The organism is Mesorhizobium kamtschaticum (assembly GCF_056174585.1).
On sequence record NZ_JBWBWI020000003.1, the window covers coordinates 72,839 to 97,304 of the forward strand.

A 24,466-nucleotide genomic window follows, 5' to 3' on the forward strand; every position below is an offset into this window, starting at 1 on the left:
TGAGCAACCTCACTTTGCCACAACGTAGGTCGCTATCCACTCCCCATAGGATCTCATGCTCCCCATGCTGGTGAGTTGCTTTCCGCTTACCAGCTAAAATCGGCTCAGTTGCCGGAAAAGTTTGATCTGGAGGTCGAGGAAAATAGCTACGAGATCCCGATAATGCTGAAGGTCGCCCTCGGGATGCGGGTGCGCAGCGGAGACGCGATCGAGCCGGACCTTTTGTTGGCCTACGTCCTTGCCGACCCCGAAACGAGGGTGCGAACGCCGGCGCGACGGGCACAGACTCTCTTGCGAGAGCTGTTCGCCGAAGCGGTGGAGAAGCAATATCCAAATGGCGTGCGCGTTGCGCCCGCCGGAGTGCGAAAACTGAAGGTCAACTACCGTGCCTGCAGCGGGACGTTCGATCTTGCAATCCGCCCCTTTGGCGGTGACCTGCCGGACATCACAAACCGCAGCGAACCGATAGGCGGTGCTCGCCGCATCTTCGACGACTGCACGGATCGGCTCGACAACTACAGCCGCATGCTCGGCCGTTCGGAGGGACTGAAGCCTAGCCTTGCGGCTGTGGCTCAGCTGCCCTTGGGTTTGCGTGTGAAGAATTGTGAAACACTCGCTGGCAGCCCGTTGAGGCGGCTCCAGGAACTGGCGAGTAATGACGCCCTAATATCCATTCAGAAACTGGCTGAATTGGCTGGGATGGATCCCGACAAAATTGCCGCGCGAGCGAAGCAGAAAGAACTTTCCGGAATTCTGGCCGCCCTTGGCTATGGCCATACCGCCGATCCTTCCTTTTCCCTGAAGTCGGCAAAACCAAACGAGCCGGCGATGGTCTTTGCCCTGGAGCGCGAAGCTGAAGCCGATCCCGAACTGGGCCAGCACTACCGCCCCATGCAACTGTCAATCATGCTCGGCATGGTGATTGCGTTCGCCGACGGTCTCCTCCACCCCCTGGAGGAACGCAGGCTTTTCGAGAAGATAGACAAGGCGCCCGGTCTGTCTAGGGACGAACGTGTCCGCCTCAAAGCCGAGCTCAAGGTCTGCGCGGCCGATGCCGGCCGGTTTGTGGACTGGACTAAACGCATAGGGGACGTGCCAGCGGACCGCCGCGAAGATCTCGCCGATGAATTGGTGGCTGTAGCAGCCGCAGACGGAACCCTTCACGCGCGAGAAGTGTCGCAGCTCGAGAAGCTGTTCCGGCAGATGGGTCTGGACGAAAACTCGCTGTATTCGCGACTGCATGGCAGTGTCGCGCCGCAGAACAGGCCGCGCGACGGAAATGACGATCTTCCCCTGGTTATCCCTGCCGGGATTCAGCCGCCCGGCATTCCGGTGTCGCCGGCGTCTGCCAGCGCGCCTGCGACGCGCGTCGACATCTCGCGTCTCGAAGCGATCCGACGCGAAACCCGCAGCACCTCCAGCGTCCTTGCCGATATCTTCGTGGACGAAGCAGAGCCGCCGATCGAGCTTCAGCCCGCGATCGAAGAAATCGAGACGTCCAATGGGGATGCGCGCTTCGACGGACTGGAGCGACGCTATGCGTGGCTTCTGTCGCAACTGATCGAGCAGGAAACCTGGACGGCTTCGGATTTTGAGCGTTTGGTGCGCAATGCCGACCTGATGCCGGGCGCGGCGAAGCAAGCACTAAACAATTGGTCGCTCGACCGCTTTGACGAACTCGTCCTGGATGGCGAGGACCCTGTCCTCGTTAACCCCAGCCTGTTTTCCGAAGCTACTCCCCAATCTCCGTCGCTTACCGTATCCGTCGAAGGAATGTCAGCATGACGACAAAACCCCCGCCTATCAAACCGAGAGATCGAGACACCATTATCAGCGCCTTGCGCGCCGGTGTCGTGCCGCGCATCGGTCTCCAGCATATTCAGGTGGGGCGCCAGCGCGAGATCGAAGCGCTGATCCAGGACATCGAGCGGATCAGCAACGGCGGGTCGAGTATCCGTCTCGTCATCGGCGCCTATGGTGCGGGCAAGACCTTTTTCCTGTTTCTCATCAGGCAAATTGCACTTCAGCGCAAGCTTGCCGTCTGCCAGGCCGACCTCTCTCCGGATCGCCGCATCCACGCCACCGGCGGGCAGGCGCGCACGCTCTATGCTGAGCTCGTCACCAGCCTTGCGACCCGCACGGCACCAGACGGAGGCGCGCTCAGAAACATTCTGGAAAGCTACATACAAAAGGCATCCGAACGCGCTTCCTCAAACGGGACGACTATTGAAATCGCCATCAAGGAAGGCCTTGGCGATCTTCGCGAGATGGTCGGTGGCTATGATTTCGCAACTGTCATCGTTGCCTATGCGCGGGGTTACGAGGAAGGAAACAGCAATTTGCAGGACGCCGCGCTGCGTTGGTTGCGCGGCGAATATACGACCAAGACAGAGGCGCGAGGCGATCTGGGCGTGCGTACCATCATCGACGACGCGTCCTTCTACGATGGCCTGAGATTGCTCGCTCGCTTCACAAGACTGGCTGGCTTCGGCGGCCTGTTGGTCTGCCTCGACGAACTCGTCAATCTCTACAAGCTGCAGAGTGCCCAGGCCCGCAAACAGAACTACGAGCAGATCCTGCGCGTCTTCAACGATGTCCTGCAGGGCACGACGCAGGGCATCGGCTTCATTCTGGGCGGCACACCAGAATTTCTGCTCGACACGCGGCGCGGCCTTTACTCCTACGAGGCCTTGCAATCCCGCCTTGCAGGGAACAGTTTTGCCGGCAATGGCCTGGCCGACTATTCCGGTCCGGTGGTCAACCTGCCGAACCTGACGCCGGAGGAACTCTACCATCTCCTGGAGCGACTGCGCGACGTCTTCGCGGCCGGCGATCAGGAAAAATGGCTGGTTCCGGACGAGGCACTCCACGCCTTCATGGACCATTGCGCCAACCGGATCGGCGAGGCTTATTTTCGGACCCCGCGCAACACGGTGAAAGCCTTCGTCGATCTGCTCGCGATCCTCCAGCAAAACCCCGGCACAGATTGGAAAGACATGCTCGGCGCAGTGGACGTCGCGGACGATCGAGGCGGTGCAGGCGACCAGCTTATCGACGACGTAGGGGGAGCGGACGACGAGCTTGCAACCCTCCGCATTTGACACGCTTTCCGAGCCGGTCAGGCGCTGGATATGGCAGCGGAAATGGCCGTCGCTACGGGATGTCCAGGAAAAAGCCATCCCGGCCATCCTCGCGGGCGGCGATGTCGTGATCTCCGCGCGCACTGCCGCCGGCAAGACTGAAGCCGCCTTCCTGCCGTTGTTGACCCGGTATGGCGAGCACGCAGGCAGCGCCGATGGGTTCGCCATCCTCTATGTCAGCCCGTTGAAGGCGCTGATCAACGATCAGCACCGGCGGCTGGAAAGCCTGTGCGAAGGGAGTGGCGTCCTCCTGCACAAATGGCATGGCGACGTGTCGGCGGACGCCAAAACCCGTGCACGAAAGCGACCGTCGGGTGTCGTGCTGATCACTCCGGAATCGCTTGAGGCGTTGCTCGTCCGCAGGGGCGGGGAGGTTGCGCAGATGTTTTCGCGTTTGGATGCGGTGGTCATCGATGAGTTGCATGCCTTCATCGGCACCGAGCGTGGCATGCAGCTGCAGTCGATCCTGAACAGGATCGAGGTGGCGACCGCGCGGGACCGCATCGATCGAATTGGTCTTTCGGCAACGCTGGGCGACATGAGCCTGGCTGCCGAGGCACTGCGGCCCGGCAAGGCCGCCGGCGTTACGATCGTGGAAGGCAAGGACGAGGGAAACGGGGTTCGTTTGCAGATCCGGGGTTATCTGCTGGACGGCACCGCCCCAGGAGATCTCGCGGCTATCACAGACGATAGCGATCCGCCGGGAAAGCGGGCCAAACCTTTTGAACAATCGACGGTCCCAGCGGCGCTTGCGTCCGACTTGTTTCGGCTGCTGCGCGGCCAGAGCAATCTGCTGTTTGCTGGATCTCGCGCCAATGTCGAGGTCTATGCCGACATGCTGCGTTCGATGTGCGACGAAGCGAGCTTACCAAATGAGTTTTTCCCGCATCATGGCAATCTCGCAAGGGCCATGCGCGAGGAGGTCGAAGCGCTTCTTCGAGACGATCCGCGCCCGACTACGGCTGTCGCGACCACCACCCTGGAACTCGGAATCGACATTGGCGAGGTGGAGACAATCGCACAGATCGGGCCGGGTTTTTCGGTCGCGTCACTTCGCCAACGCCTCGGCCGATCCGGCCGCAGGGCCGGAAAGCCCGCAACGCTGCGCATGTTCGTCATCGAGCCTCCCGTCGGCAAGGGACGACACCCAATCGACCGGCTTCGCCTGGATCTCGTTCAGTCGATTGCGATGGTCGAGTGCCTGCGGGCAGGATGGTGTGAGCCGCCCTTGCCAGCTGGGCTGCATCTTTCAACGCTCCTCCATCAAGTAATGGCGCTGATCGTGCAGACCGGGGGCGTAAGCCCGACGGTCGCCTGGAAACTGTTGTGCGAGCGCGGCCCCTTCCGAGCCGTGGACAGGACGCTGTTCGCCGAATTGCTTCGGTGCATGGCCACGCCTGAAAACCGCTTAATAGAGCAGTCCCCGGAAGGCTTGCTCATGATTGGGGAGATTGGGGAAACCATAACGGAATCGCATGAATTCTATGCAGTGTTCGCTACCGAACGAGAATACCGGATCATCAACGATGCACGTACGCTCGGCACCTACCCGCTGAGCTCTCCGATTGCACGTGGCGAAACAATCATCTTTGCCGGGCGCCGCTGGCAAGTCATCGAAATCGACGATCGCGCTCGGGTTATCATGGTCAAGCCGACACGGGCTGGAAAGCCACCGCATTTCAATGGCAAGGGGGCGGCCATCCACGATCACGTGGTGGCAACAATGCGCACGGTTCTCGCATCCGATGAGGCATACCCCTATCTCGATCCTGCCGCCAACCGGCTGCTGGATGAGGCGCGCAGTTCTTTCCTGGACATGCACTTGGATCGCCGTTCCATCATATCGCATGGGGAGGGGGTCCTGATTTTCCCCTGGGTCGGGACCAGGAAGCTGCAGACCCTTACCCTGGCTTTGCTGGCCCGCGAGTTCAAAGCATCGCATTTCGGCCATGCTATCGAACTTCAGGAATGCGAGGCCGAGAAAGCCATCGAAACTCTAGAGGATATAGCTGGTTCGCCGGCGCCAGACGGAGAAGAACTTGCTGCACGACTGGCGCAACCCGCATTGGCAAAGTTCGACACGTTCCTGAGCGATCACCTAATGACATTGGTCACGATGGTGGAGAGAATCAGCGCCAAGGACTTGCCCGTGATCGCCGCCAACGCACTGGAAAATCATACGCCGCATGAAGTCACATAACCGCCGGGATCGGTTGCTCGCACTCTGCTCTCGCAGCCTTTCGCATATGTCCGAGCCTCCTATAACGGGCACGTTGACTCGCGCCTCTGCTCACCAGACTTGACCAGGATGAAAACCAGCATCGATCATTTGCCCGAGCACAAGCAGGAGAAGCTGCCCGTGTGGTCGAAATCCTGCATGCCGAATTCGAGGACGCACTGGCAGAAAGCAGCGCGGACTGGAAGAAGAGCGGCCGCATTCTGAAGATCATCCTGTTCGGGTCCTATGCCCGCGGCGACTGGGTCGACGAGCCACTGACGATGAAGGGCTATCGCAGCGATTTCGATCTGCTGGTGGTCGTCAACAACAACAAGCTCGCCGACTTCGCCTACTGGTACAAGGCGAAGGATCGGCTCGACCGCGATCGCGCCATCAAGACGCCAAGCAGCTTCATCGTCCACAGCCGCCGCTTCGTGAACACGGCGCTGCGGCAGGGGCAATACTTTTTCACCGACATCCGCCGCGATGGCGTTGTCCTCTATGAACTCGACGAAGAGCCGCTGGCCGAGCCCAAGCTACAGAGTCCGGTGGATGCCCTCAAATTCGCTCTGGAGCATTTTGACAGTCGGATGCCCATATCGACAAACTTTCATCGCCTGTCCGCCATGGCGCTGTCAAACGGGCATGGTAAAGGAAAGCGCCTTCCTGCTTCACCAATCCATTGAACACGTCTATTCGACACTTCTGTTGGTGCTTACCAACTACAGCCCTCCGTCCCACAAGCTGACTTTTCTGCGGGGGCTCGCGGAGGATCAGGATTGGCGATTGTTCGAGGCTTGGCCCCGCGAGCAGCAGCGCCATCGCGCTTGGTTCAACACATTGAACGAGGCCTATGTGAAAGCACGGTACTCAAAGCACTACCTGATCAGCGAAGAGGCCCTTGTCTGGGCGCGCGCACCGAAGAACTTCACGCGTACGCCGAACAGATTTGCGTGGAGCATCTGGACCGGATGAGGGAAGCTGCTGGCGCATAGAGGACGCATCGGCGATTCCCAAGCTCTGCGTGGCCATCAGCCGACGCTCAGCGCCACACGAGAGCGTCTCGTTTTGGGTCGGAATTGGACTGAATGGTTTTGCCTTGGATTCGTAGAAGCGGACGTTTGGTGCGCGTAATTGACAGCTCGGCGCCACGATAGCTTCGCCTCTGAAGGATCGAGAACTTTACACCCTTGGGCATTATATATGTTGTCACGCCCGTGATAGTTAGATTACTAATCCATTCGAGCCTATTACTTCGGAGGCATTCATCCCAAGGCCGTTACATCTTCAGACCATTGAGAGCCTCTTCGCCGAGTTGATTCGCGGCGAGCGTATCGATGTAGGCTCAGCTGGTGAAACCTTCGGGCTCGAATCGGCAAGGAGCAAAGCTGTTCTCGATTGGTATCGGCGTAACCGACCGAAGTGGGCCGGTAACGTGATGACCGCGGATGTCGAAGCGATCTGCGATTATATGGGAACAGCGCTGCCCGTCCTCCCAGTGCCTGAAATCATCGCACCAAATTCGGCAAGGCGTCTGAAGCTGGTGAAGATTGTCGCCCACCGGTTCGCTGGGATTCATGCCTATGGCAAACCGGAAAACCCGCCTGAGGATTTTGTCTTCGAGCCACGAGAGCCAGCGACGCTTTTCGAGGGCTGGAACGGTGCGGGCAAGACATCACTGCTCAATGCGATTGTCTGGTGTCTAACAGGCGAAATCTTACGCCCACAGCGCGCGCCGGAAAGCGGGCTTCAAGAGTTCGACGCGATTTTTGGTAGTTCCGTCGACGGCGATGACCGAGCGCCGCATGGTATCCCACCGGTCACGCCTTTGCCTGACGGGAAGCGATACAAGCCGGGGCCAAACGAACATGTGATCATCGACACTTGGGTCGAACTGACCTTTGAGGATGAAACCGGCGCTCGTCTCCCACCGATCCGCCGAGAATATGGCCGTAATCGCCGAGGGAAGCTGGAGGAGACGCCACCTGATGTCTCGCCGCTCAACGTCGATCCCGCCGCGCTGCGGGTCGGCACCGTGATGCCCGCAATATTACAATATTTGCAGGTCGGAGATGCGTCCGATCTCGGGCGGGCCGTCGCGCGCTTGACCGGTCTCGCCGAGCTTTCGGATCTGGCGAAGCACGCTGGCAAGGCGCGTGACAAACTCAAAGGCGACATGCGCAAGGCCCGCGAAGCCGATATCGTTGATGCGGATAAACGCTTTTCCGAAGCGCGATCCGATCTCGGCGATCGCATCGCTGAATTTGCGGATATGGCTCCGGCCGACCCAGTGCCGGAACCTTCTGATTCATCGGAACTCGAGCAACGGCTCGCCGGATTGGAAGAGCATTTCACCGCGAAAAAAATGGCGGGGCTCAAGGCGGCCCAAAGTGTGCTCGGGGAAGCGTTCGACCCCTATGACAAGGCGTCGCGCGATGATTTGGAAAAGAGCATTGGGCCTGCGTTGGGACAGCTCCAGAATTGCGGCGAGCTCCCCAGCGCGCGCCGCCTGAAAGCGCTGGCGACGATCGATGCGACGGAATGGCGAAAGGTAGATGCGCTTATTGCCCAGCTTCGGCAGGAAGCAGCCGTACTCGCTGAGCTGAATCAAGATCCGGACATCGCACGGAGAAAGCAGCTCTATGCGCGGGTGGCCTCTTGGTCTGCAGCGTTCGACGGCCACGACTTTTCGACCTGCGACGTATGCAGCCGATCCCTCGACGGGATCATCGACCCGCTCACCAAGCGTGCTGTGACCGAGCATCTGGACGAGATCGCCCGCGAAGATCACGAGCTCCTTTCGATGACCGAACTCGCTTGGGTGACCAAGTGGGTTGGCGTGATCGCGGAAAAAACCCCTGTCGCCCTACGGTCAGAAATCGCCGAAGACCTTCCGGCTATGCCTATCGATTTGATGCGAGCGACGTTCGTCGACGAGCTTTTCGCGATGCCTGCTTTTAAGAAAACGCTTGCCGCGCTCAAGCCTGGCGTTGCTGCGTTATGCGACAACGAATTGACGCGGCTCCCGCGTTTCGAAGAGCCTGAAGCTTTGTCGCTTCCGCTCAACACTGTTGCAGAGCCGCTGGTGGAGCAACTTCGCCGATTGGCACGCGCCCACGCCTTCGCGGCGTGGCGTACCACCCACGACAACGCGGTTAAGCTAGCTGCGAAGGCCATTCTCGGGCTTGGTGGTGCAACCGGCGCGGAGATTTCTGATGCGTCGCCGATCGGCGCACGGCTAAATTCGCTAAGCGAAACGGTGAAAGGGATCACGCCCATCAATGCCGCTCTGTCGCTATGCGAGCGTATGAAAGAGGCATTGAAAGTTCGGCGCACGAAGGAAGAGCGTATCACGTTGTATTCGGAGGCATCCGCAGCGCTGGAGCCTATCGTTGCCCTTGGAGGACTTGCCGAAGCCCAAGTTGCCACGCTTCAGAGCCGGCTTCACGCTCGCGCACTCTATTGGCGGAAGCAATGTTATCAGAACGCATATAACACTGCCGGGCATGGCATGCGCGAAACGGCCATGACCGTCAAGGGTGTGATCGAAATTCAGGTCGGATCGGAACATGCGACGGCCCCGGCCCAGCATGTGTCGAACGCGTCCGCACTTCGCGCGAGCCTTGTTGGTTTCTATCTTGCGTTCTGGGAACACGTTCTACAAAGCCGGGGTGGCTTGCAGCTCCTCATCTTTGATGATCCGCAGGAATTGCTCGACCAAGATAACCGTCGCCTGCTTGCGGGAATGTTGCACAAACTCATTGCGGCGGGCGCGCAATTGTTTATCGCCACCTACGATCGTGGCTTTGCCGACGATGTGGTGTCCGCGCTCCGCCAACAGGCTACCGTCGAGCACCGGAGCGTTCACCCGGTGAACGTTGATCGCGACCGGATCAACATACCTGTCGCGGTCGATGAGCTAGAGCGGAAGCATCAGGACTTCGAGCGCGACAAAGACAACGCCAGCTTTGCCCAAGAGTATGCGGGCGCAGCTCGCGAGTTTATCGAAGCCCGCTTGAGGGATATGTTCGATGATCCCGTATACCCCGCATATTCCTCAGCTGTTCATAGGCCGACGCTGCTAGATTTGGTGAACCGCCTTCGGGGGCTGGTCGCCACGCCGCCCGTGGCGCTGTTCAAGAACGCCTCCATCAAGGGTTTTTGTAACCATTCCGGCATAGCGCAAGGCGCGGATTGCCTCGGTGTGTTGAACACCGCCCATCACAACAAGGCCTCCCTAAGCGCGGGAGCAGTTGGTCGGGTGTCGCAAGAGATTCAGCAATTGACAAGACTCGCCGAACAAATGCACGGCGCATTTCGTCAATGGCGCTGGCGGGAGCCGCTCCAAGACGCCACGCCCCGAAACGTTGTGGCGCTTGCAAGCGTGCGGCCCCCGGCCATCCGTGCGCTGATTCATCCCGACCTCGCGGCGTTCACGGCTTCGTCTGGCCATGACGCCACGCAAGACATCGCAACCGATGTACTCAGCGGTGAGTGGTTCGCCGACAAGAGCCTGTTCCATATTAAAGCCGAGAATTTCGGCTTTGCCATTCCCTCCGGCCGAATTGCCATCGTTGAAAGTGTTCCCTATGGCGGTGAAGATCATCATCTCGTCGTTGCAAAAGACAAGGGGAACACCCTTGCACGCCGCCTGCTGCGGCCGCCGGGAAGTATTGAGATAGCTCTATCTGCCGAAGCGCCCGATCCGCGTAATGCCAAGCCCACACTGATATTCTCGCAGGGAAGCGTTACACTTTATAAAGTGGTCGGAATGCTCGTCGAACAAGCGCCTCCGCCTTTTGGAAAAGGCGAAGCCGCGGAGCTGGCTTCCGCGCAAAGCCTCGATCGGATCGTCACTGCTTATCGTGTGCGGGAAGACAGCGCGATCCCACTCGCCCTTCCGGGGCAGGTTGTGCTGGGCGGTGAAGATATCCCCGCCGATCGTATCGGCTCGATGGAAGGCCAATTGGTCGCGTTGACGTTGGCCAGCGGTGCCGGTGTCTTCAAGCGTGTTGGTCCTGCGCTTCCGCCGCCGTTTTCACATCTACGCCAGTTCGAGACCATCGGCGGCCTCGGCGATTCGCTCATCGTGTCCATGGTGCTGGATGACGGCAGCCGCAACATCCCGGCGTTCTCCAATGCAAGAGTTGTGTTGGGCGTTCTATACACGGCCTGAAGTTTGGCTCGAATGGCCGGTAGCGTCTGTACTATTTCAGGATCGCAGCCAAGTGCGTATTTCAATGAACTCACTTGGCGATTTCCACTAGAATGAGACTCTCAGGTAATCTTAACTACCTCCATCCCATTGACACGTCTCTTCATGAAGATGACACGTCTTGGCAACTCTCGTGTAGCCGTCGTCTTGTTCGATCTGTCCACCAGCATAAAGGCATACCATGTCGCAAAGCGCGTTTCGATTTCTACTGCAAAAGGACGCGCAGCCGTTTTGTCCGTCGACATGCTTTATCGTCGCAGATCCGAAGATCAACGATCGCAAGGTTTGGACGCTAGAATTGGAGCGCCCCAAAGACGCTGAGTGGGTCTTGCAGATAGATGACATGAAAGATTGGATGCTGCACGGCAAAAAGGCCGTGCGGCAGATGTTCTACGACACGCAGAATCCGCGCACCCCCTTCCGGGAACTGGACCGCGACGAGGTTTTCCGCGAATATCTTCGGAAAATCCTCGAGAAGCTGCCGCCGGAGTATCAACAACGTCGAAAGTACGCGTTGATGCCGTCGATCGCGGAAGACAAGACGCGCATTCGGTATAAAGAAGCAGTCGAAGCAGCAATACCGGGTGTCACAATCATCCCGGAACCCGAGATGGTGGCCGAGTATTTCCGCCTGTTGAAGCGCACTCTGAAGCTCGAGACTGGAGCGAACAACGTCATCCTCGTCATCGATGTGGGCGCCTCGACAGCGAACATGACGTTGGTCCTCAGTCGACGCGACGGAACCATCGTCGATATCGATTTAAAAGGCGATCAGCGTGACCTGCGCATCCGAGCGCTCCGCGGAGACAGCGTCGCAAACGCCGGTAGGTGGGTCGATTCGCATCTCGCCGAGGTGCTGGGTGTTTCTGAGTCGCTAATGGACAAAGACCGCGAAAATCGTGACCGGGTCCTTAGAGCAATAGAGCATGCGAAGGTGAAAGCGAGCCAGACAGGAGGAGACGTCCTTGTCGAGATACCGTCGGCCGGGGCACCTATCTCCATTGGCCAAGCGACGTTGAAGTCAGCGTCAAAGACCTTGGCGGAATCGCTACGACCGCTTTTCGAGAATTTGTGCGAGCGTCTATACGATAATCAGACTTCGAGCGAAGACGCGAAGCGAAAAAGCCTCGTCTAAGCGAACGCCACGTGACCTCTGCCGGCGAAGCATACCGTCTCATCGACGGCGTCTTACTGGCTGGAGGAACGAGTCTCCTCCCAGGGTTCGAGGAAGCAATGCTCGCCTCGTTCTTCCCCGGGGAACACCGGCCGTCGGTGCTTCGTGTAGGCAGTTCCTTCGCGGTCGCGGCCGCCGCCGGAGGCCTTGCACACATTCTCCACAACTACGACCCGCCCCGGCTCCGTGAGCCGGATGGTCAAGGTGGCAGTGTCTTGAGGCCTGCATTGGAATCGACGCTCTCGTACCCCTTGATCTTGGGAATTAAGCAACCGGCGGAGCTTGAGCAGCAGGTAACTGTGCTGGATCCCAACGACCCGTTCTTCGATGATGGAGGTATACGGCCATTGAGAACCTGCCTTCGCTCGCGACAGGGGCGCGTCCGAAGATGCGGTTGGTTCCTGGTGGAGCGGCGGGTGTAGCGGCGCGCCGGGGGCGCAAGTTCAAAGCGATGGAGGTCCGCCAGTCCCCAGGAAAGATGCAAATCGAGTGGGATGCCGTAAAGCAGCGGGCGACCGTTCATTCCGATCAGGTGAACCATACCCGGTCAACGCTGTGGATCGATGCTAACATCCTCCGGAAGCGTCAAGAAGAGGCGCTGAACCCCTTCGATGGTCCCGTGCCTCCCGGTGCGTTGGCGGTCGACGCAGCGGACGACGTCATTCTCGATCTAGGCATGTCCAAAATCGTCGCATTGACAGCGGATCGTGGCTGGGTGTCCGCAGAGGAATTGGAACGCCGTGTGGAAGATGGACTCGATGACGCGCAATTAATTCCGCATTCCGGAAGGCCAGATGAAACAGTAGAAGACAAGGTTGTCAGGGATGGCGCAGGCCCGACGATATTGGACTTGCCCACCGACCAGGCATCTCAAGCAGAAAGTTTGGATCAGACATCCGTACCGGCGGCCACAGTCGGCGTGGAGCACGTTACCTATGAATCCAACGGGAAAGGTGCTGAAAGACTCGGGGACGGCGATAGGTCGGTCGAACCCCTTCCGCAAGCTGCCTTCGAAATCCTTGTGCCGACGGATTTCGCACGAGACGAGGGTTTCACTTGGGGCACGCGGATATCGGACGCGCAATTCTCCAACGCCCTTGAATCTCTCAGAGACGTTTTGAAGGGCACCGCACCGCACCTGAACTTCGATGACATCGTCGTCACGCTACTCGCGCTCGCAGTGCGCCCGGTTGTGCTTCTTGCAGGCCCACCCGGCTGCGGCAAGACCACGTTAGTTCGCACAATGGCTCGCCTCCTCGGCGTGGAGACTGGCAAGACCTTCCATGAAATCGCCGTCCAAGCGCATTGGGATAGCGATAGCGTCCTTTTCGATAAGAACGGCCTGCTGTTTAGTCTGTTAGGAGATGAAGCTCTTTCCCATATCGTCCTGTTCGACGAATTCAACCTCACCCGCCCAGAATACTATCTGTCGCGCTTGTTCCATGCGTTAGACGGCGGCAAAGGTGTGATCGCGCCTAATATGAAGATTGGGCCGTGTCGGGTGCTCGGCACGATGAACATCGATGATTCTTCGCGCCCACCGTCGCCGAAAGTGATCGATCGTTGCTTCCTTGTCGAATTGGCGCAGGTCCCATGGGACGTCGAGCGACCTATCTGCCTACCCGACTTCAGTACGATCCAGTCTCTCCCGGGTCTTCCGCACGTGCCCATCGATGATGCAAGTACTGATGAGCGTGTCGACTCGGTACTGAAGGCTCTTCACGTCGCGGTCGCCGAAAATGACCTTCGGCACGACCTTCTTCCTTCCAGACGAGCGCTTGCGGACATCAAGGCGCTGCTTGGCCTCTACCACAGACTGGATCTGCAGGGCAGGGACCTTCTTAGCCGAGATGATTTGGTGGATCGCATTCTGGCAAGCCGTATACTGATAAAGTTATCCGGAGCCTTCGATCAGATTCAGCCGGCTCTCGACGCCTTGGACAAGGCTGTCGATGGCATGGAAGAACTGCAGCGGACACGCCGACGTCTGAAGTTAGCACGGCAGCAATCCCGCCTCGGATTCGTTTCTCCGTGGCATTAAGGTCCGAGATAGAAGTCGCACGCGTCATGGGTGAAGACGGCGTCGCCGTCGAATATCGATGGGACCCTTCTACCTGGTACATCATACGCGACGACTGCCCGTATCTAGATCTGCTTGTCAGAGGTCTTCCCGCCCACGCCAAAGAGGGTCCAAAGCTCGAAGCCCTTGCCGAGGCGGCACCGGAAGGAAAGTCGTGGCAGCGTTGGAATCTGGGAGCAGAGCTAGCCCGCAATCGCCGCTTTGGTGAAGCCATTTTGCATTTGACAGTCCCCAAGGGCTGCGCACTGCGTTGCTACATCATCCCAACTTTGTTGCTCGGCTACCGCGATGTAATAGCCATGATTGAGGACATTGAGTCGGAGCTGGGCGTCTCTGCTACCTGGGATGTGATCACAGAGCGCCCGGACCGATCCTGGAGTCGGCAACGCAACAGCAGTGGACATACGAGCCCCACTGAACTGGTTCAGTTGGTCAACGACGAGTTGCGATCTGCACGCTCGATACGACGCGATCCGTTTGAAGAATTGGGCCCCCGCTCCAAGCGCGAGGTACCGCTACCCGAGAACGCTATCGTCTCTCACTGGGCCATGCTCAGACACCGTCATCTCCAGCAGTCCGCCGATCTGGTCGCAAAGGAACTTCGATCGTTGAGGGAGAGAGCCGCAAGGAAGAACCCGGGCGGACGGCAAAAAAGATCAATGATGAAATTAGTCGGCTTGAAAATATTAGCTTCAGTATTACAGAACTTCGAAGCATGATTTCCCGTATTGGCAATGATATTGAATTGTTGACCAGCATAGGTTTAAACCCAACATTCCAACGGGATTATCGTCTGCGCCATCTTCTTAGAGCATTCGCCCCCCGCCTTTCCGAGGCCCTTTCCACGGTGGAGTCCTCAAGGTCTTCATATCCCCCGGTCTATATGAACATCCTATGGGAACTCTGGGGAGCAGTGTGGCTTGCCAAAGAATTTCGAAGCTGGGGTTTTACCGGTACGTGCTTCGTTGATCCCGTCGACATGCTGAAGTCTTGTTCATGGCAGTTTCAGAGGGGCGATGTCGTTTTGGAGCTGGACTATGAAGCGGAGGCTGCTTTGATTGACTATCAGCGAATTCCGCCGGTCCATGATCGGGGAATGCCCGCTTTGGAGTGGGCTGCCCTCAACCAGAAAGCCGACGAGGATCGTCCCTACTTCGGTTCTGGCCTTCGATGTTCGCCAGACTATTTGATCAGGATCACCTCGCCCGCGGGGCGATCCCTCATGGTCGGAGACGCTTGCTTAGCGAGCCCGAAGCACCATGGAACGCCGCCGGACAGACGCGACGCCAAACCCTACACAGTGGAGCATTACAGGCGCACCATAGCGTGGGCTACAACGGACCAAGTTGTCAGATGCCATCCACTCGGCGGCTTTGTGCTGTTTCCGCCGCCGGCGGCAAAGTGGGCCTACCTTCAGCAACTCCCGGAAGTCTGCGACTGCAGCCTCCTTTGTCCGCACCCCCAAGAGCAGAATGAGGCAGGCGCACGGCTGGCTAGTCTCATGTCTATGATATCGCCCGGGATCCGCCAATCATGAGGGAGTGTGGCGGGGGCTGGCCGTGCTGACTGGCGGATGGCCATAAATTTCAGCGCGTGCTCGTCCATGTTTCCAGAATGCAGGCGCGCTTCGTTCAGGCCAAGTCCACTTTCGGTGTGAGTGACATCGATCTAAATGGCCGACACGAGGCGCGAACTGGCCTTCGGCCGCGTCGCTAGTTGTGTCTGCTTTTTTGGACGGGCCTGATCGTTGGAATGATTGACATTCCTACGGGTGATCTGGTTCGCAACGTGGGGCCAGAACAAGATTATTGCGAAATCGTACGCTAACCGAAATTGTGCATGTTTTCTGTAATTTGCCGCCTGTGCCGAATATCAAGTATTTAGGGGGAATACTATTCGGAGCCCAGTTTCGGGGACGAATACCGATCTCGATCATCGTTTTCTCAGCTAAACGTACGATTTCGCACTGATCTTGTTCTGACCCCTCGATGGACCGACCAATGGCGTAGCCGACGACGAGACGCGACCAGGCATCAAGAATGATGGCGACATAGACGAAGCGCGTCGGCAGCGCCACATAGGTGATGTCGCCAACCCAGAGCTGGTTCGGACCGTTCGGGAGAACATCTCGGCCAGATTCGGATGGATCGGCCAGCCGTGACTGCTGTCCGTCGTTGCTATGAAGCGGCGCCGCATCTTCGGCCGCAGATCGTGCTCGCGCATCAGGCGCCGGATCTTCTTATGATTGACGACAAGGCCCTGTTGCCGCAACGCGGCGCCGAGACGACGGTAGCCGTAGCTTTCGAATTCGTCGCTGACTTCAAACATGGCTTCGACAATTGCAGTGTTGTCAGCCGGACGCTCAGGGTCATCATAATAGGTCGAACGCGCGATGCCCATCAGCCGGCATCCTTGCGCGACAGAGACGCCACGGGACCGGTTATAGCGGACGTAATCCCGCTTCTCGACGGCGGTGCGCTTTTCAGAGCCCCCTTTAGAAACTCCAGTTCAAGAGCCTGCTTGCCCACGAGCCGTTCGAGTGCTGCGATGCGGGCCTCATATTCCTGGATCAGGTCGGCTGCCTGCGCGTCCTCATCGAGCGCGCCTTCCTCATATTTGCGGACCCAGACACGGATCAGCTGTCGCTGAATGTCCTGACGCTTGGACAGTCCGTGCAGCGTCTCGCCGGCAAGGTATTCCTGCGCGACCTGCCGCTTAAACTCGATGCTGTGGGTACGATATCTTGCCATGGTCTTCCTTCCGAAAACCCGGCTGACTGGGTCAATCCCAAAATCCTAATCTGTCCGCCCCAAGGGGCGCACTCCAATGCCGGGTCACTTCTCAGTGGCAATCAACACACCGTCGTCACGCTGGACAGTTCTGCGGCCTGCTGTGAGGGGCGAATGCCGGGCGGCCGAGCTACTCGACTATCAATAGATTTCGCACTTGACATTATTTGAGATTGAGTTCTAAATTGGAAATCAATTCCATAACGAAAAGGTTGGCAAAAAGCCAACGGGGAACAGGTAGCGCAATGCGGAAGCCAAAACCGGCTGAAGGAAGACCCGTCTTCTATTTCCAGGAGTCTATCGGCTGGATAGTCAACCACGCACGAAAGGCGGCGCTGGAAATCTGCACTCGGACGGTATTCGAAACATCAAGTGCGCGCTTACGGTTTATGAAATCCCGGAGCGAACACATTAGCTTTGCGGTTTCGCGGCCAATCCAACTTGTTCCGTCTACTCCAGCGAGCTGTTCCTAAGCACCTGAAGGCCAAAAGACGGCGGCTGCACCACCCATCATCAGCGCAAACGGCGAAGGAGAGATCAATGAAATCGGCCTTGAAATTATTCGGGATGACCGCCGCGTTCAGTATATTGTGCTCGGTGGCTCATGCCGTCGATCTAAAAGGGAAGGAGGCGGTTATCTGGAGTCCCGGCGGTAAATACACCACTGCTCTAGAAGAGGCTTATATCAAGCCATTCGAAGCGGAAACCGGAGCGAAGATTCGCCTCGTTGAAGCCGGTGAAGACGAGATGATCGCCGCAGTTTCGGCGCAGGTCAAGGCTGGGAACGTCGAGTGGGACGGACTGTCGGGCATCGATGCCCCGTATATGCCGAAGCTCATTAAGGACGGAGTCATTGAAAAAATTGACGTTTCAAAAATTCCTGGTCTCGAAAAGCTGCCGAAGGCGGTGAGGAATGATTACGGTGTGCCTGTGCTCAACTCGGTCGTGACCGTTTCCTATCGCAATGCCGATAACGTCGCGCCGCTCAAGAGCGTCAAGGATTTCTTTGACCCGAACATCAAAGGACCCAGAGCCGTAAGTTCCCTGGCTAGTGAAGCGCAGTTTGTCTGCGCTTTGGCACTTCTGAGCGACGGGGCCAGTGTTAATGAACTGACCAAGGGAATCGATATCAAACGCTGCCTGAAAGTTGTTGACCCCATAAAGGACCAAATCACGGCGTATTGGGCCAATGGCAGCCAGATGGCTCAATTGATGATCGATAACAGTGTGGATTATTGCCTGTGCTGGGACGGCAGAATCATTCAGGCAGCGCAGGCCAACCCGCAATGGAAGATCCAGCATAATGGCGGCATCCAGTTCCCCGGTTATCTCACCTACACGACGGGTACGAAAAACGCGAATGTACTCGATGCCTTCGCCGTGTATATGCTGGATCCGAAGCGGCAGGCGGAGTTCACTAAGTTGGTCGGCTACAGTTCACCTAATCCTGAATCTGTGGCCTATCTGCCAGACAACTTGAAGCCGTTTATCAGCGTCACGCCTGAAGCCCAAGCTGTGTTGACCACCCTGCCTGACGCGCTCTTTGAGACAATGTCGAAGCAGCAGGTAGAGCTGGGAAGGGCTTGGCAGGCCTACGTCAGCAAATAGTGGCCGAAACCATCCACCAAATGATCGAGTGACATGCAATTGAATAATAATACGAAAGCAGGGCGGGGAAGCGCCGTCGCGGAAGTTGACAGGGGGGTCGTCCTCTCTCAAACGGTTGGCTTTGCCAGCGTTTCCCCGCTTTTGATCTTGCTCGGCATATTCTTCTTCGGGCCAATCGTTGCCCTTACGCTGGCCATACTTGACGGCGGCCTCAAGGAGGCCGTCGGGCTTTTCTCGCAGGTCCTCACTGATGAGGTTTTCCAAACGGTCGCGCTCAGAACTATTCGCATTTCACTGATCGTCACGATTATCAGCGTGGTAGTTGGGTACGCGATGGCTTACGCGATCTGGAGGAGTTCTTCGAGCGTGCGGTCTATTGCTCTCGCACTCATTATGTTCCCACTGTTCACGAGCATTGTTGTTAGGACTTATGCCTGGACCGCGCTGTTCAGCCGGAACGGAGTGATAAATACGGCCCTGCTTGAGGCGGGGTTAGTCGATAAACCCTTGACCATGCTCTATACCGAGCCGGTTGTTCTGGTCGGCATGGTTCAAGCCATGCTGCCATTTGCGATATTGCCAATATACACGATACTACTTGGTCTTGATTTAGATTTGTTACGCGCCTCGGCAATCTGCGGTGCGCGAGGACGGCAAACATTTCTGAAGGTCGTTCTGCCGCTGACCAAACAGGGAGCAGGTGTGGCAAGTGTTCTGGTTTTCGTTATCTCGCTGGGCTTCTTCATCACTCCTGCAATTCTTGGTGGGCCGAGGAGCGCCATGATTGCGAACATGATCAGCACCGAAGTCACCACGTTCTATGACCTGAAAGGGGGCGCGGTGATGTCATTTCTTCTTCTAGTTGTCACGCTGTGCTTGCTTTTCATTGCCAGCATGATCGGCAGCGTTGCTGCACACTACCGGAGGTCATGAGCATGGGTGAAGCCGTAGTCGTCAAACGAATTCGGTTGGCGCTGATTGCGCTCGTGGCTCTCTACCTCATAGGGCCGACACTCGTTGTGATCTGGCTATCTTTTAGCAAGGATGAGGTTCTTAGATTTCCACCTCACCTGTTCTCCTGGCGCTGGTACCAGGAGTTCCTTTTTGACGAGCGGTGGAACGCAGCTGTGTTGCGCTCGCTCTTGGTGGGTTCTCTCGCGACCCTGTTCGCGACACTCATTGGCAGTGTGGCTGCATTTGGAATAGCGCGTACCAGATTGCCTGGAAAACAGATCGTTGAGGTCTTTGCCATCGCCCCGTTGGTTGTTCCTCCGATCATTCTAGCGACCGGGGGCTATTCTTTGTACTCGAATTTAAACATGATCGGCTCGAACATTGGGCTCGCCGTTATGCATACTGTATTGGGTGTCCCCTATGTCTACCTCATTGTGTCTTCGGCTCTAACTCGCAACGATCCCAGTATCGAGCTTGCAGCGTTAAGCTTGGGGGCAAGCCGTTGGCGCACCATCCGAGACGTCACCATTCCAGCTAATCTACCGGCTATCATAACAGGGGCGCTGTTCGCATTTTTGATTTCCTTTGACGAAGTGGTGGTGACGGTGTTCTTGTCTGGTTCGATGACACCGACGCTGCCTGTTCGGGTGTTCTCCAGTCTTTCGCTTGCTGTTTCGCCAGTCGTTGCGGCGGTCTCTACGGTGCAAATCATCATTGCGCTGATACTGATGTCCCTACTCGGTCAGCTGCAGCGATGGCAACGACGATGGGCAGAGGTCGCCCCGGCTTTTTAGTAAATCACGGTCTTTGGATACACCTCAGAAGGAGGGTTTCGTGGGCATACATTCAACACTTTCGCAGTCGCACGATCGCTTAGGAGGAGTTCCGGTGTCAGCAAATTTTGGTTCGGTAACCGGGTCTCGGGTGCAGATGAGAAATCTCACCAAGGAGTATGGAACATTTAAAGCCGTTGATAACGTTAGTATCGATATCGAACCAGGAGAATTTCTTTCGTTGCTAGGTCCGTCTGGATCGGGCAAAACAACAGCACTGATGATGCTAGCCGGTTTCGAGAGGACGACATCAGGTACAATTCATATCGGCGACCAAGATGTCACCTCAGTTCCGCCCTTTGCTCGTGGCATCGGGATGGTATTTCAAAGCTACGCCTTGTTCCCACACATGAGCGTATACGACAATATCGCCTATCCGCTCCAACTTCGACGCATGTCAAAATCAGAGGTTGGTGAGCGTGTGCGTCGCGCAATGGACATGGTTAAGCTCCCAGCGGACAAGTTCGCCAATAGATTGCCGCAACAGCTCTCGGGAGGACAACGCCAGCGAGTCGCCCTAGTGCGCGCGTTGGTATACGAGCCGCACGTGCTTCTAATGGATGAGCCGATGGGAGCACTGGACAAGAATCTCCGAGATGAGCTCAAACTCGAGCTCCTCAGCCTTCAGGAGCGGCTTCGCCTGACTATCGTTTATGTGACGCACGATCAGGGAGAGGCTTTGATGCTTTCCGACCGCGCGGCCGTGATGCGGGATGGACGGATCGAGCAAGTTGCACATCCCGAAACGTTGTATCGACGACCGCGAACGGAGTTCGTTGCGAACTTTCTTGGTGAGGCGAACCTGGTCGCCGTCAATCAAACTTCCGAACGGGAATTCACCCTCTTGGATGGTCGGGTGGTGCGGATCAGCCCCGATATAACCGTAGATCCGTCACAACCTTATCTCCTGATGCTGCGGCCCGAGGAAATCGAGGTCTGCTCGGACGGTGAGGCAATGCTGCAAGGTCGAATACAAAGTATCGTCTACCTTGGGAGTTCAGTTCGCCTCGGCGTTGAGACGCCCATGGGTGCCCTTACTGTCCTAGCAAAGCCAAACCAATCGCGCCGTTTCGAGCGCAACCAAATCCTAGGTTTGCGTTTCGCGACTGGGGATGCAGTCCTCGTCCCCCGAAACAGCTAGAGTTAACGATCGGCGCTGTCCCAGGCAGCAGCCAAACGGACGCTTCCCCCTCTTTGTTGTCCGGGTTTCGCATCGAGACTCGGCGGCGGGGCTACATATCGGACTCCGGCTGCTGCTCCGACTAACACTTGCATCGAGAAAGATTTTGGCATGCCCATAGTCGACCGTCTGTCGCAGTCATTGTCTCCAGCCACTTCGCCTTGCCGAGCCTTGCAACGCATGAAGGGCGAATGTGCCTCTCGCGACCTGCGTTGGGTTACGCGGTGACCCCCTTGAAGGTACTTGTGACAGGTGTTAGCGCCGGGATCGGCGGAGCGATCTGCGAGCAACTCGCCGATACGCACGGCACGGCTCTCTCTCTGGTGATGTGTGTGCGGCGGTCGACAGAGCTGGTCGAAGAGTTGGCGAGCGCTTGTCGGCTTCGGGACTCCACAGTCGTGATCGTGACAGCCGATCTTAGCCAACCTCAAGCACCTGCAGAATTGGTGGCCCGGGCAGTGGAAGAATTTGGCGGTCTCGATGCCATTGTTTCCAATGCCGGCATTGCCGACCCGGCTCCGCTGGAGTCACTGGAGTTGGAGGCATGGGACCGCATGTTTGCTACTACATGTCGAGCGAGCTGGTTACTTGCGAAGGCTGCATTCCACCATTTGTGCGACAGCCGCGGGAGCTTCGTGGCGATATCATCGCAGTCCGGCAGCCACCCCCATCGCGGCACCGGCGCTTACAGCTCTGCGAAAGCCGCGCTAACAATGCTTTGTCGCCAGCTTGCGATCGAGTGGGGACAATACGGTATTCGCGTCAATTGCGTGTCGCCCGGTATGATCAGAACCCCGATGACTGAAGCAGTGTATCAGGACGAACGGATGTTGAGGGCGCGCGAGGCCATTGTGCCTTTGGGTACTATCGGACAGCCCTCGGACGTTGCGCGCTTGGTAGAGTTTTTGATTGACCCCACGAACCGCTATGTGACGGGACAGAATATTGGAGTTGATGGTGGCCTCTCTCAAACACTCTTGGATCGTATCCCTGGACTAGCAAGAAGGCAGTAATCCGGAGACGTGCTCACGCTGCCTAAAGAATCCGTCACTACGCTGATCGAGAAGCCAAAAGGAGCCATTTCGCTCTTCCGGTGACATCGGCGGCACATGTGCACACAGGCGAACGAGAGGAGACCGAACACACGCCGACGGCTTTGAAGACGGCCGGCGGGAGCAATGGTCATCTTGCCTAACTATGTCCGCCACAAGGAGAAGCGTGCCTCTACGTTCTCAATTGTAGTAGGCCGTTGGTGACGCGCCGGCAGTCGAAGAGCGCGCATGTACGATCCTTTACGCTTCACTGAAAGAGTTGAGCGAAAAGCGAAACATTGTTCTTCCAATAACGCACCTGAATATTGACAGTCACAGCCTTCGCCCTTAAAACCAGAACGGTGTTTCACCAATCGGCCGAACCGGACGGCGAAGCGTCCGTGTTCCTGGGGGCGTTCTGTGGGAACTGCTGGGGCCGCTCCGGTGCTATGGGCGCGCCAGTCTTATGCGCAAAGGCAGGAGGTGACTCATGACAAACCACTATGACGCAGTCGTATTAGGCGGTGGACACAACGGCCTGGTGTGTGCGGCCTATTTGGCACGAGCAGGAATGCGAACAGCTGTTCTGGAACGGCGGCATGCAGTCGGCGGTGCTGCATTTTCTGACGAGGTGTTTCCCGGGTTCACATTCTCGGTCTTTTCATACGGGTTGCAGCACCTTTACCCGCAAATCATCAAAGATCTGGACCTTCGGAAATTTGGTCTGAAAGCCGTCCCCTATGGCGACCTCTTCAGTCCGACAGAAGACGGACGTTGCTTGATAACAAATGATGACGTCGCAGCAACTGCGAAGAACATCGCGCAGCTCTCTGTGCGAGACGCTGAAGCGTATCCCAAGTTCGTCGACTTTCACAATGGACTAGCGGCCTACATGCGCCATCTCAGCACGGAGGTTCCGCCAGATCCAACTGCTTCAACGTTCCGTGATGTCACCAGAACGCTCGCATTCTCTTGGCGGAATTTTGGGTTGAGAACCAAGATGTTTGATTTTGTTGAACTTATGACCCAAAGCGCCGAGGAATATCTGAGCCATTGGTTTGAGAACGACGCCGTACGTGCGATGTTCGCTTATCAGGCGGGCATTGGGAATTTCGTAGGTCCGCATTCGCGAGGATCCGCGCTTGCGTGCCTCTACAATATGCTGACTGATCATTCCCACGAAATAGTACGCGGGCACGTTATCGGAGGCATGGGAACCGTATCGAAAGCCTTGGCAGCATCCGCTCAGCGCTTAGGCGTAGATATCCACACTAACGCTGAAGTCGAACGCGTTATCGTCGACGGTGGTAAGCTCAAAGGCGTAGCAACCAAAGACGGTCGGGAGTATCGCACTGGACTTGTAGCCAGCAGCATGCATTCGAAAATTCTCTTTGGTAAGGTTGTTGAGCCAAAACATCTTCCAGATGAGCTTGTTCAATCGCTGGAAAAATTCAACACTGTCGGCACGAACTGGAAAATCAACGTCGCTTGCAATCGGCCGCCTCAGCTCAAATGCCTTGGGTCAGACACTGGCAGGCCAGTATCAGCATTCGTGCATATCGGGCCCACTATAGATTACCTAGAAAGGGCATACGATGATGCGAAGTACGGAAAATTCGCCCAGGTCCCGTGGATGACCGTGGCGACACCAACCTACCTAGATAAGAGCATGGCGCCCGAGGGTAAGCATGTCGTAAACCTCTACGGTGGTCATGTTCCATATAAACTACGCGAGGGAGACTGGTCGTCACGCCGATCTGAGTTCGTCCAAACTGTTTGGAAAGTGCTGGATGAATTTGTTCCAGGATTTACGAATGAAATCATCGATTATCAGGTCCTGCTTCCCACCGATATCGAAAACATCCTCAACATACCAGGGGGCAACATCCTGCATGGGCAGATGACTCCCGATCAATTGTTCTCGCGCAGGCCGTACCCGCACTACGCGGACTATAGGACACCCATCCAAGGCCTATATCAATGTGGCTCCTCCTGCCACCCTGGCGGGGGCGTCACCGGATTGCCAGGCTTTAACGCGGTGCGGGAGATCCTGCGAGATCGCGGGAAGAAACGATCTTGAAGCTGACTCTCTCGGTGACCGACATGACGTCACGCCTCAGTTTGAGAGTGCCTGTCACGTGGACGATACATGGGAACGAACTCTTAGCTCCCTGGTGGTAGTCGCCCCGCGAGGTGGATGCACGAAACGAGCATGCGCCTGTCCGGCCCGTGTTGACGAAAAGC

General features: G+C 57.1%; 15 protein-coding genes and 2 pseudogenes. 14 read left to right on the forward strand and 3 right to left on the reverse strand.

Annotation, left to right across the window (positions count from 1 at the left end; genetic code table 11):
• Nucleotides 1-75: 75 nt before the first annotated feature.
• The 8 genes and pseudogenes from AC0V7N_RS39420 (at nucleotide 76) to AC0V7N_RS39455 (ending at nucleotide 14,546) form a co-directional block, all read left to right on the forward strand.
• A complete protein-coding gene (locus tag AC0V7N_RS39420; protein ID WP_496628633.1) occupies nucleotides 76-1,785 on the forward strand; it encodes a tellurite resistance TerB C-terminal domain-containing protein in 1,710 nt (569 codons plus the stop codon).
• Complete coding sequence (locus tag AC0V7N_RS39425; protein WP_496628580.1) at nucleotides 1,782-3,101, forward strand: BREX system ATP-binding domain-containing protein; 1,320 nt, start codon at nucleotides 1,782-1,784, stop codon at nucleotides 3,099-3,101. The genes AC0V7N_RS39420 and AC0V7N_RS39425 overlap by 4 nt, the downstream gene beginning before the upstream one ends.
• The gene (locus AC0V7N_RS39430; RefSeq protein ID WP_496628634.1) at nucleotides 3,082-5,340 is read left to right on the forward strand and encodes a DEAD/DEAH box helicase; all 2,259 of its coding nucleotides are present in this window, start codon (nucleotides 3,082-3,084) and stop codon (nucleotides 5,338-5,340) included. Before AC0V7N_RS39425 ends, AC0V7N_RS39430 begins: the two co-directional genes overlap by 20 nt.
• Nucleotides 5,341-5,448: 108 nt before the next feature.
• Nucleotides 5,449-6,353: pseudogene (locus tag AC0V7N_RS39435) on the forward strand (nucleotidyltransferase and HEPN domain-containing protein).
• A gap of 443 nt (nucleotides 6,354-6,796) precedes the next feature.
• Entirely contained in the window at nucleotides 6,797-10,534 is a 3,738-nt protein-coding gene (locus tag AC0V7N_RS39440; RefSeq protein ID WP_496628635.1) for an AAA family ATPase, read from the forward strand.
• Nucleotides 10,535-10,754: 220 nt separating this feature from the next.
• The gene (locus tag AC0V7N_RS39445; RefSeq protein ID WP_496628636.1) at nucleotides 10,755-11,708 is read left to right on the forward strand and encodes a hypothetical protein; all 954 of its coding nucleotides are present in this window, start codon (nucleotides 10,755-10,757) and stop codon (nucleotides 11,706-11,708) included.
• 427 nt (nucleotides 11,709-12,135) lie between these two features.
• The gene (locus AC0V7N_RS39450; RefSeq protein WP_496628637.1) at nucleotides 12,136-13,788 is read left to right on the forward strand and encodes an AAA family ATPase; all 1,653 of its coding nucleotides are present in this window, start codon (nucleotides 12,136-12,138) and stop codon (nucleotides 13,786-13,788) included.
• A gap of 26 nt (nucleotides 13,789-13,814) precedes the next feature.
• Nucleotides 13,815-14,546 carry a hypothetical protein gene (locus AC0V7N_RS39455; protein WP_496628638.1) on the forward strand — a complete coding sequence of 244 codons (732 nt, stop codon included), beginning with the start codon at nucleotides 13,815-13,817 and terminating at the stop codon, nucleotides 14,544-14,546.
• A 1,046-nt stretch (nucleotides 14,547-15,592) separates the two neighbouring features.
• Here AC0V7N_RS39455 and AC0V7N_RS39460 read toward each other — a convergent pair.
• From AC0V7N_RS39460 to AC0V7N_RS39470, 3 genes and pseudogenes are all read right to left on the reverse strand, one after another.
• Nucleotides 15,593-15,904 (reverse strand): hypothetical protein, encoded by a 312-nt coding sequence (locus AC0V7N_RS39460; protein WP_496628639.1) that lies wholly within the window; start codon nucleotides 15,902-15,904, stop codon nucleotides 15,593-15,595.
• 164 nt (nucleotides 15,905-16,068) lie between these two features.
• A pseudogene (locus AC0V7N_RS39465) lies at nucleotides 16,069-16,227 on the reverse strand (IS3 family transposase); the annotation flags it as partial.
• Nucleotides 16,227-16,577, reverse strand: a complete 351-nt coding sequence (locus AC0V7N_RS39470) for a transposase (RefSeq protein ID WP_496628640.1) — start codon at nucleotides 16,575-16,577, stop codon at nucleotides 16,227-16,229. The gene AC0V7N_RS39470 and the pseudogene AC0V7N_RS39465, both read right to left, overlap by 1 nt.
• A 579-nt stretch (nucleotides 16,578-17,156) precedes the next feature.
• Here AC0V7N_RS39470 and AC0V7N_RS39475 point away from each other — a divergent pair.
• From AC0V7N_RS39475 to AC0V7N_RS39500, 6 genes are all read left to right on the forward strand, one after another.
• Nucleotides 17,157-18,224, forward strand: a complete 1,068-nt coding sequence (locus AC0V7N_RS39475; protein WP_496628641.1) for an extracellular solute-binding protein — start codon at nucleotides 17,157-17,159, stop codon at nucleotides 18,222-18,224.
• A 33-nt stretch (nucleotides 18,225-18,257) separates the two neighbouring features.
• Nucleotides 18,258-19,157 (forward strand): ABC transporter permease subunit, encoded by a 900-nt coding sequence (locus AC0V7N_RS39480; RefSeq protein ID WP_496628642.1) that lies wholly within the window; start codon nucleotides 18,258-18,260, stop codon nucleotides 19,155-19,157.
• Between the two features lie 2 nt (nucleotides 19,158-19,159).
• Nucleotides 19,160-19,972: an ABC transporter permease subunit gene (locus tag AC0V7N_RS39485; protein ID WP_496628643.1), complete on the forward strand. Its 813-nt coding sequence runs from the start codon at nucleotides 19,160-19,162 to the stop codon at nucleotides 19,970-19,972.
• Between the two features lie 94 nt (nucleotides 19,973-20,066).
• Nucleotides 20,067-21,152 carry an ATP-binding cassette domain-containing protein gene (locus AC0V7N_RS39490; RefSeq protein WP_496628644.1) on the forward strand — a complete coding sequence of 362 codons (1,086 nt, stop codon included), beginning with the start codon at nucleotides 20,067-20,069 and terminating at the stop codon, nucleotides 21,150-21,152.
• 263 nt (nucleotides 21,153-21,415) lie between these two features.
• Nucleotides 21,416-22,204 (forward strand): SDR family oxidoreductase, encoded by a 789-nt coding sequence (locus AC0V7N_RS39495; RefSeq protein ID WP_496628645.1) that lies wholly within the window; start codon nucleotides 21,416-21,418, stop codon nucleotides 22,202-22,204.
• A gap of 508 nt (nucleotides 22,205-22,712) precedes the next feature.
• Nucleotides 22,713-24,302 carry an FAD-dependent oxidoreductase gene (locus AC0V7N_RS39500; protein ID WP_496628646.1) on the forward strand — a complete coding sequence of 530 codons (1,590 nt, stop codon included), beginning with the start codon at nucleotides 22,713-22,715 and terminating at the stop codon, nucleotides 24,300-24,302.
• The last annotated feature ends 164 nt before the right edge of the window (nucleotides 24,303-24,466 follow it).

What these genes read in the sequence shown, in the direction of transcription:
- AC0V7N_RS39480 (WP_496628642.1), top strand. Translation starts at nt 18,258, where the DNA reads ATGCAATTGAATAATAATACGAAAGCAGGGCGGGGAAGCGCCGTCGCG.
- AC0V7N_RS39440 (WP_496628635.1), top strand. Translation starts at nt 6,797, where the DNA reads ATGACCGCGGATGTCGAAGCGATCTGCGATTATATGGGAACAGCGCTG.
- AC0V7N_RS39425 (WP_496628580.1), top strand. Translation starts at nt 1,782, where the DNA reads ATGACGACAAAACCCCCGCCTATCAAACCGAGAGATCGAGACACCATT.
- AC0V7N_RS39470 (WP_496628640.1), bottom strand. Translation starts at nt 16,577, where the DNA reads ATGGCAAGATATCGTACCCACAGCATCGAGTTTAAGCGGCAGGTCGCG.
- AC0V7N_RS39500 (WP_496628646.1), top strand. Translation starts at nt 22,713, where the DNA reads ATGACAAACCACTATGACGCAGTCGTATTAGGCGGTGGACACAACGGC.
- AC0V7N_RS39455 (WP_496628638.1), top strand. Translation starts at nt 13,815, where the DNA reads ATGGGTGAAGACGGCGTCGCCGTCGAATATCGATGGGACCCTTCTACC.
- AC0V7N_RS39450 (WP_496628637.1), top strand. Translation starts at nt 12,136, where the DNA reads ATGCGGTTGGTTCCTGGTGGAGCGGCGGGTGTAGCGGCGCGCCGGGGG.
- AC0V7N_RS39475 (WP_496628641.1), top strand. Translation starts at nt 17,157, where the DNA reads ATGAAATCGGCCTTGAAATTATTCGGGATGACCGCCGCGTTCAGTATA.
- AC0V7N_RS39485 (WP_496628643.1), top strand. Translation starts at nt 19,160, where the DNA reads ATGGGTGAAGCCGTAGTCGTCAAACGAATTCGGTTGGCGCTGATTGCG.
- AC0V7N_RS39445 (WP_496628636.1), top strand. Translation starts at nt 10,755, where the DNA reads ATGTCGCAAAGCGCGTTTCGATTTCTACTGCAAAAGGACGCGCAGCCG.